The 8,380-nt window shown below is 71.5% G+C and carries 7 protein-coding genes and 1 tRNA gene; 4 read left to right on the top strand and 4 right to left on the bottom strand.

Translation table 11 applies throughout. From position 1 onward, the window contains the following. From ASD11_RS03230 to ASD11_RS03240, 3 genes are all read right to left on the bottom strand, one after another. On the bottom strand, window positions 1-289 hold a 289-nt coding region (locus tag ASD11_RS03230), incomplete at its 3' end, for a fluoride efflux transporter FluC (protein ID WP_200940048.1). Next, entirely contained in the window at window positions 286-705 is a 420-nt protein-coding gene (locus ASD11_RS03235) for a fluoride efflux transporter FluC (RefSeq protein WP_056283197.1), read from the bottom strand. The genes ASD11_RS03230 and ASD11_RS03235, both read right to left, overlap by 4 nt. Beyond that, window positions 705-781 (bottom strand) — tRNA-Arg (locus tag ASD11_RS03240). Before ASD11_RS03240 ends, ASD11_RS03235 begins: the two co-directional genes overlap by 1 nt. A 68-nt stretch (window positions 782-849) precedes the next feature. On the opposite strand from ASD11_RS03240, the gene ASD11_RS03245 reads away from it, so the two are divergent. The 4 genes from ASD11_RS03245 to ettA all read left to right on the top strand — a co-directional run bounded on the left by ASD11_RS03245 (window position 850) and on the right by ettA (window position 7,270). Further along, entirely contained in the window at window positions 850-2,046 is a 1,197-nt protein-coding gene (locus tag ASD11_RS03245; protein ID WP_082554139.1) for a PrsW family intramembrane metalloprotease, read from the top strand. 147 nt (window positions 2,047-2,193) lie between these two features. Further along, a complete protein-coding gene (locus ASD11_RS03250) occupies window positions 2,194-3,912 on the top strand; it encodes a hypothetical protein (protein WP_056283203.1) in 1,719 nt (572 codons plus the stop codon). Further along, window positions 3,909-5,534 (top strand): GTPase, encoded by a 1,626-nt coding sequence (locus ASD11_RS03255; protein ID WP_056283206.1) that lies wholly within the window; start codon window positions 3,909-3,911, stop codon window positions 5,532-5,534. The genes ASD11_RS03250 and ASD11_RS03255 overlap by 4 nt, the downstream gene beginning before the upstream one ends. A gap of 53 nt (window positions 5,535-5,587) precedes the next feature. Beyond that, window positions 5,588-7,270, top strand: coding sequence for an energy-dependent translational throttle protein EttA (gene ettA / locus ASD11_RS03260; RefSeq protein WP_056283209.1), 1,683 nt, complete (start codon window positions 5,588-5,590; stop codon window positions 7,268-7,270). A gap of 76 nt (window positions 7,271-7,346) precedes the next feature. Here ettA and ASD11_RS03265 read toward each other — a convergent pair whose 3' ends face one another. Further along, window positions 7,347-8,213: a DUF559 domain-containing protein gene (locus tag ASD11_RS03265; protein ID WP_056283213.1), complete on the bottom strand. Its 867-nt coding sequence runs from the start codon at window positions 8,211-8,213 to the stop codon at window positions 7,347-7,349. Between the last annotated feature and the right edge of the window lie 167 nt (window positions 8,214-8,380).

Below are 8,380 nucleotides of genomic sequence, written 5' to 3' on the forward strand. Positions count from 1 at the left end.
CGTGGACCAGCGCCCGGACGCCCTGCCGGCCCTGCGCGAGGCGCAGGGCCTCCACGCTCGCGGCGCTGAACGTCGTGTAGCCGCCGAGGAAGCCGGTGCCCAGCACGTCGTGCCAGGCCCCGTCGGGGGCCGAGGCCACCAGCAGGCCGAGGAGGAACGACCCGGTCACGTTGATGACGACGGTGGCCCATGGTCCGACGGCCCTGGACCGGCCGCGCAGCGTCCCGTCGAGCCAGAAGCGCGTGGCCGCGCCGAGGCCGCCGGCCAGGGCCACGAGGAGCGGGATCACGGCCGCCACCTCCGCGCGGAGGCGACCCCGGCCGCCGCGAGGAGCAGGCCGGCCACGACCGTCCCGACGGCGTAGGCCAGGCCGACACCGGCCGGCCCGCCGTCGAGGAGCCGTTGGCTCTCGAGCGCGAAGGTGCTGTAGGTCGTGAGCCCGCCCAGGAACCCGGTGCCGAGGAGGAGGCGCACGTCCCGACGTTGCCCGACGTCGGCCCCGCGCAGGACCAGCGCCTCCAGGAGCACACCCAGCAGGAACGCCCCCACCAGGTTCACCGCCAACGTCCCGACCGGGACGTCGTGCCAGACCGGCACGACCTCCGCCGTCGCGTGCCGCACCGACGTGCCGGCCGTGCCGCCCAGGAGGACGAGCACCAGGAGCCGGGGCCGGTGGTGGGGGAGGGAGCGCGGATCGGTGGACATGGCGCGCCCGGCAGGACTCGAACCTGCGACCTAGAGATTAGAAGGCTCTTGCTCTATCCAGCTGAGCTACGGGCGCCCGGGCCCGCGTCGGGCCCGGGGCCAGCCTAACGGCCGACAGCGCGCGGATCCCCTAGGCTTCGGCGGGTGAATGACGCGACGACGACAGGGACCGAGCCCCGTCTGCCCAGCCCCACCGGACCGTTGCCGCGTTACCGCGAGACGCCCAAGCAGCGCGGCCGGCTCGCCCTGGAGCTGCTCGTGGGCCTCGTCGCTGCGCTGGGCGTGGCCGGTGCCGCCCTCATCGCCACCTCGGGCAGCGATCCCGAGGGCGCCGGCCTCTCCATCTTCTACGCGATCCTGCCGCTGCCCGTGGTCTGGTTCTGCTACTGGTGGCTGGACCGCTACGAGCCGGAGCCGCGTCGCTACAAGATCGCCGCGTTCGTGTGGGGCGGCGTGGTGGCGGTGGCCATCGCCCTGGCGCTCCAGATCTTCATCCAGGAGACCTGGGACCTGTCCGAGGACACCATGGCGTCGGTCATCGCCCCGGTCACCGAGGAGCCGGCCAAGTGCCTGTTCCTCCTGCTCACCTTCGTGCGCTGGCGGCGCGTCATCGACGGCTTCCTCGACGGCCTGGTGCTGGCCGGCATCGTCGGCATCGGCTTCGCCTTCATCGAGAACATCGGCTACTACCTCGACAGCTATCTCGGCTCGCCCGACACCAAGCTCGCCGGGGCCGAGGGCGCCACCCTCACCTTCATCGTCCGGGGCATCTTCAGCCCGTTCGCCCACCCGCTCTTCACGTCGGCCTTCGGCATCGCCCTCGGGATCGCGGTGATGTGCCGGAGCCGGGTCCTCAAGGTGATCGTCGTGGTGCTGGGCCTCACGGCCAGCATCGGCCTGCACGCCGTGTGGAACAGCTCGCTCTCCTACGGCGGAGGCCGGGGCTTCATCCAGGCCTACCTCGCCCTGGCCGCGGTCCTGTTCCTGCTCGGGGTGTTCGCCATCGTGGTGCGCGTGCGGCAGGTTCGCGTCCTGGAGTCCTCGCTGGCCTACGTCAGCGAGCGGGGCTGGATCCACCCGGCCGAGATCCCTTACCTGTCGCGCTTCCGCTACCGCCGCAGGGCCCGCCGCTACGCCAAGAAGAACCACGGGAAGGTGGCCCTGAAGGCCATCCGTCGCTACCAGGCCCTGGCCACGCAGATGTCGTTCCTGCACGCCGCCATGATGAGCGGGCGGACCATGCCGCACGGCGTCGAGCGCACGTACGCGCTGCTCGACGCGATGCACGAGCTGAGGCCCTACCTGCGGCTCCCCCCGGCCCTCGGGAGCCGCCGCGGCTGATGCCTGCGGCGCCGGTCCGGAACGCAGGTGGAGCGACGTGCAGCGAATTGTCGTCCTTCCGCGAGGCTGCCCGTCTGCGTCAGGCCCCGCTTCCACTAACCTGAGGTCACACGACCCCGCGCGGACAAGACACACAGAGGAGACCCGGTGCCCAGCGACCACGCGCCCGTCGAGCTGCTGAACGCTCTGGGCAAGCTCCTGGGTGAGGTGACGACCGCGACGCTGCGGTACGAGACCCCCGGCGCGTCCGTGGCCCGCGCGACCCAGGCAGCCGTGGCCGACCAGCTCTCCGACTACGTCATCCCGCGCCTCGTGCAGCTCGATGCCCCTCTGCTGACGGTCGTGGGCGGCTCCACGGGCGCCGGCAAGTCCACGCTCGTCAACTCGCTCGTCGGCTCGCGCGTCACCGAGTCCGGCGTCCTGCGGCCCACCACGCGCTCACCCGTCCTGGTGCACCACCCCGACGACGCCCACTGGTTCCAGCCCGACCGGATCCTGCCCGACCTGCCGCGCACCGACCAGCCCAGCAACGACGTCTCGGCCCTGCGCCTCGCGGCGTCCCCGGGGGTCCCCCGAGGCCTCGCGATCCTCGACGCGCCCGACGTCGACTCCATCGACGCCGGGAACCGCGCCATCGCCACGCAGCTGCTCGCCGCCGCCGACCTGTGGCTGTTCGTCACGTCGGCCGCCCGGTACGCCGACCAGGTCCCGTGGGACTACCTGCGTCGTGCGTCCGAGCGCAGCACGTCCGTGGCCGTCGTCCTCGATCGCACCTCGCCGTCCGACCTCGTCGAGGTGCGCGGTCACCTGGCCCGCATGATGACCTCGCGGGGGCTCTCGGACTCCCCGCTCTTCACCGTCCCCGAGTCGGGCGTGGACCCCGACGGGCTCATCCCGGCCGCGGCCGTCGCGCCCATCCGCAGCTGGCTGCACGACCTGGCCTCCGACCCCGCGGGCCGCCAGGCCGTCGTCTTCAAGACGCTCGACGGTGCCGTGCGGCACACCGTCATGCGCGCGCACGACGTCGCCGACGAGATGGGCGAGCAGGTCGAGGCCGTCCGCGACCTCACCGACGACGTCGACGAGACCTACGACGAGGCGGTCGGCGTGGTGGAGCGCGAGCTCTCCGACGGCAGCCTCCTGAGCGGACACGTCCTGACCCGGTGGCAGGAGTTCGTCGGCACCGGCGAGCTCCTGCGCTCGGTGGAGGAGAAGGTCAGCCGCATCCGCAGCCGCTTCCTCGACGGGGTCACCGGCAAGCGCACCCGCGACGCCGAGGTGGCCGAGTCCATCGCCAGCGCCATCCAGGCCCTCGTGGTCGAGAACGCCGAGTTCGCCGCCGAGGCCACGAGCCGTGGCTGGCTCGACTCCGTCACGGGTCGCCCCGTCCTCGAGGCGTCGCGTGGCCTCGATCGCGCCTCCCACGACATCCGCACGCGCGCCGAGCGCATCACGCACGACTGGCAGGCCGAGGTCACCGAGCTCGTGCGGTCCCGGATCGCCGACAAGCGACTCTCCTCCGACGTCCTCGCCCTGGGAGCTGGTGGACTCGCCGTGGCCGTCATGGTCCTGGTGCTCACGAGCCGCGCGCCCCAGGGATCGGGTGATGCCAAGGCCGTCGCCGCCGGACGCACGCTCCTGGGCGGCGTCCTCGGCGTGGGCGTCACCGACCAGCTCGTGGTCGAGAGCCGCGAGAGCCTCGAGAAGGCCGTCGACGCGCTCCTGGCCCAGGAGCGGGCGCGCTACCTCGCGCTCATCGACACGCCCGCGGCGGTCGAGGCGGCCCAGGGCGCACTCCGTGACGCTGCGCGTCAGGCAGAATATGCACGCCACACCGATTTCCTCGAGGGGGGAACCAGCGCATGACCAGCACCGGTCCGGAGCCGTCGTTCGACGGAGCTCGCGGTGAGGTGTCGGCGCGGTTCGACGGTCTCTCCGCCGCTCTCGAGGCGGCCGACGGCCGCCTCGGCAAGGACGTCCTCGCTCCGGCGCGCGAGCTCGACGAACGGGCCGGCTCACGGCTGCGGCTCTCGGGCGAGCACACGATCGTCGCGCTGGCCGGTGCCACCGGCTCGGGCAAGTCCTCGCTCTTCAACCAGCTCACCGACCTCGAGCTGGCGGGCGTGGGAGTGCGTCGTCCCACCACGTCGTGGGCCCTCGCGTGCGCCTGGGGTCCCGACGGCGCCCAGGAGCTCCTGGAGTGGATGGGCATCCCGGCGCGGCACCAGGTGTCGCGCATGAGCATGCTCGACCGCTCCGCCGACGACCAGAAGCTCGACGGGCTCGTGCTGCTCGACCTCCCCGACCACGACTCCACCGAGGTCTCGCACCACCTCGAGATGGACCGTCTCGTGCGCTACGCCGACGTCCTCGTCTGGGTCCTCGACCCGCAGAAGTACGCCGACGCCGCCATCCACGACCGCTACATCAAGCCCATGGCCGAGTACCGCGACGTCACGGTCGTGGTCCTCAACCAGATCGACCGCATCCACTACGAGCAGCGCGAGCGAGCGCTCGAGGACGTCCGGCGCATCCTGGCCGACGAAGGCCTGCCCGACGTCACCGTCATCGGCGTCTCGGCCACCCGCGGCGACGGCGTCGACGACCTCAAGCGGGAGCTCGCCCGACGCATCCGGGCCAAGCACTCGGCGCAGGACCGTCTCACCTCCGACCTCGACGCCACGGCCCAGGCCGTCGCCTCGGCAGGCGGCACGGCCGAGGTGCCCGGTGTCGGCCCCACCGACGAGGACGCCCTCGACCTCGGCCTGCTCGACGCCGCCGGCATCCCCCAGCTCGTCTCGGCCATCGAGGCGTCGTCGCGTCGCCGCGCCCTCCAGCACACCAGCTGGCTGCCGCTGCGCCCGCTGACGAGCCGTCGCCGGCCCAGCCCGGAGGCGCTCGGTCTCGACGCCGACCTCTCGCCCGCCCAGCTCTCCAGGACCACCGCCGTCACGTCGCGCGTCCAGCGCTCGCAGGTGGAGGGCGCGGTGCGCGAGATCGCCGAGAGAGCCTCGGTGGGCCTCGAGCGACCGTGGCGCGACGCCGTCCGCGACGCCTCGCTCAGCCGCGCCGACACCGTCATCACCTCGCTCGACGACGCCGTCTCCGGCTCCGACCTCGCGCTCGACCGCACCCCGCTGTGGTGGCGCGTGGCCGGCGCGCTGCAGTGGCTCGCCCTCCTCGCCCTCGTCGGCGGGGTCGTGTGGGGCGTGCTCGTGGTGGCCGGTGTCCTCGACACGCCGAGCCAGGTGGGTGGCCTCGACCTCCCGTGGTTCGTGGCGATCGCCGGGCTCGTGGGTGGCGTCGTGCTCGCCGTCGTCGGACGGCTCGCCGGCTTCCTGGGCTCCAGGCGTCGGGCGCGCAAGGCCGAGGAGCGTCTGTGCGCCGACGTCGTCCGCATCGGCCGTGAGCAGGTGCTCGCGCCGGTCAACGCCGAGCTCGGCCGCTACGGCCGGTTCCGCACCGGCATCCTGCGCGCCCAGAAGTAGCCTCCCCCGGCCGCGCACGGCAGGGTGGGCGCCTCTCGATAGGCTGGACCCCTATGGCTGACTACGTTCTCTCTCTCCAAAACATCCGCAAGGCCCACGGCGACAAGGTCGTCCTCGACAACGTGTCGCTGTCGTTCCTCCACGGGGCCAAGATCGGTGTCGTCGGCCCCAACGGCATGGGCAAGTCGTCGCTGCTCAAGCTCATGGCCGGTCTCGACCACCCCAACAACGGCGACATCGTGCGCGATCCCGACGCCACGGTGGGCATGCTGCAGCAGGAGCCGCCGCTCACCGAGGGCAAGACGGTCCTCGAGAACGTCGAGGAGGCCGTGTCGGAGATCAAGGCCAAGATGGCGCGCCTCGAGGCCGCGTACGCCGAGATGGCCGAGCCCGACGCCGACTACGACAAGCTCGGCACCGAGACCGGCGAGCTCCAGAACTACCTCGACGCCGTCGGGGCGTGGGACATCGACTCCAAGCTCGACCAGGCCATGGACGCGCTGCGCTGCCCGCCGGCCGACGTCCTCGTCGACCACCTCTCCGGTGGTGAGCGCCGCCGCGTGGCGCTGTGCAAGCTGCTCCTGCAGCAGCCCGACCTCCTCCTGCTCGACGAGCCCACCAACCACCTGGACGCCGAGTCCGTGCAGTGGCTCGAGGGCCACCTCAAGAACTACCAGGGCGCCGTGCTCGCCGTGACCCACGACCGGTACTTCCTGGACAACGTGGCCGAGTGGATCGCCGAGGTCGACCGCGGCCAGATCCACGGCTACGAGGGCAACTACTCCACGTACCTCGAGACCAAGCAGGCCCGGCTCAAGATCGAGGGCCAGAAGGACGCCAAGCGCGCCAAGATGCTCGAGAAGGAGCTGGAGTGGGTCCGCTCCAACGCCAAGGGTCGCCAGGCCAAGAGCAAGTCGCGTCTGGCGCGCTACGAGGAGCTCGCCGCCGAGGCCGAGAAGGCCCGCAAGATCGACACGAGCGACATCAACATCCCGGCCGGACCGCGACTCGGTGACGTCGTGCTCGACGCCAAGAACCTCACCAAGGCCTTCGACGGTCGGGTGCTGTGGGACGACATCTCGTTCACGCTGCCGCGTGCCGGCATCGTGGGAGTCGTCGGACCCAACGGCGTCGGCAAGACCACGCTGTTCCGCATGATCACCGGCGGCGAGGAGCCCGACGCCGGCGTGCTCGACGTCGGCCAGACGGTCAAGATCAGCTACGCCGACCAGACCCGCGCCAACATCGACCCCAAGAAGAACGTGTGGGAGGTCGTCTCCGAGGGCCTCGACTTCATCAAGGTCGCGAACTTCGAGATGAACAGCCGCGCCTACGTGGCGTCGTTCGGCTTCAAGGGCCCGGACCAGCAGAAGAAGGCCGGCGTGCTGTCCGGTGGTGAGCGCAACCGTCTCAACCTCGCGCTCACGCTCAAGCAGGGCGGCAACATGCTGCTGCTCGACGAGCCCACCAACGACCTGGACGTCGAGACGCTGTCCTCGCTCGAGGACGCGCTGCTCGACTTCCCGGGCTGCGCCGTGGTCACGTCGCACGACCGCTGGTTCCTCGACCGCATCGCCACGCACATCCTGGCGTGGGAGGGCACCGACGAGAACCCGGCCCAGTGGTTCTGGTTCGAGGGCAACTTCGCCTCCTACGAGGAGAACAAGATCGAGCGCCTCGGCGCCGAGGCGGCCCGCCCGCACCGCGTCACGCACCGTCGCCTCACGCGCGACTGACCCCGCCCTCACCAGATTTGCGCCGTAGTGGACCGAACTCTTCCGAGAGTTCGGTCCAATACGGCGCATTTCTGGTTCATGCTCGGGCGGCCAAAGCCTGACGGACGCGCTGGACGACGTGCCGCGGATTCTTCAAGTCGGCCGAGGTGATCACGACGAGGCGCCACCCGGCCGCCTCCAGCTGCTCGCGCCGCAGATGGTCCCACTGCCGTTGCCTGGCGTCGCGCTCGTGCTGCCAGCCGTCGTACTCGACCAGCACCTTCTCCTTCCGGTAGACCAGGTCGCCTCGAGCGAGCCACTGCCCCCGGTCGTCGTGGATCTCCACGTTGACCTCGGGGTCGGGGAGTCCGCCTCGATGCAGCCACCACCGCAGGTCGGTCTCGCGGGGCGAGGCGACGCGCTCGGCGACGAGCCGAACCACGCGGCGGGCTCGGCGCACACCGTCCAGGTGCGAGTCGTGCGCGTAGGACCGGAGCTGCTCGAGGGAGACGCCCTGGGAGCCGACGAACCAGTCGCCGACCCGCAGCAGCCGGCGGTCGTCGAGCTGGGTAGCGACGTCGACGAAGGTCCGCAGGGGATCGGTGACGGGCAGGCCGTCGACGATCTCGGTGATCACCGGGCGAAGATATCGATGAAGCCTCACGCCTTCGCGGACATGCTGATGTGGGTGGTCGCTCGCGAAGTGGAGGGGGAGCCCCGGTCCGACGGCGAAGCCGCGCAGCTGGAGGTTCGAGACGTGGCTCAGTGCCGATCCTGGCGGAAGCACGAGCAGCGCCGCCCGCGCCAGCAGGGGGAGCGAGGCTGGGGTGTCGGCCGTGCGGTAGACGCCTGCGTGGATGCGCACGAACCGTTGGCCCCGAAGCATGCGGTCGGAGACGCCGGTGCGATTGGCCTCGACGCGGGTGAACGGGCGGCCGAGCAGGCCGGCGGGGATGTCGAGCATCCCCTCACCGTGTCGTCGCTCGGCCGTCGTCGGGAGGGGGCCGGGGGCCCCTTGTGGACGGACAGAAACCAGGCCCGAGCCTGTGGACGCAGGATTGCGTCGCGTTGGACCAAGTCCCGCGTCGGGTTCGGTCTACTACGGCGCAAATCGGGGGGGGGGGGGGGGGG

This window comes from Aeromicrobium sp. Root495, assembly GCF_001426755.1.
Taxonomy (GTDB): Bacteria; Actinomycetota; Actinomycetes; order Propionibacteriales; family Nocardioidaceae; genus Aeromicrobium.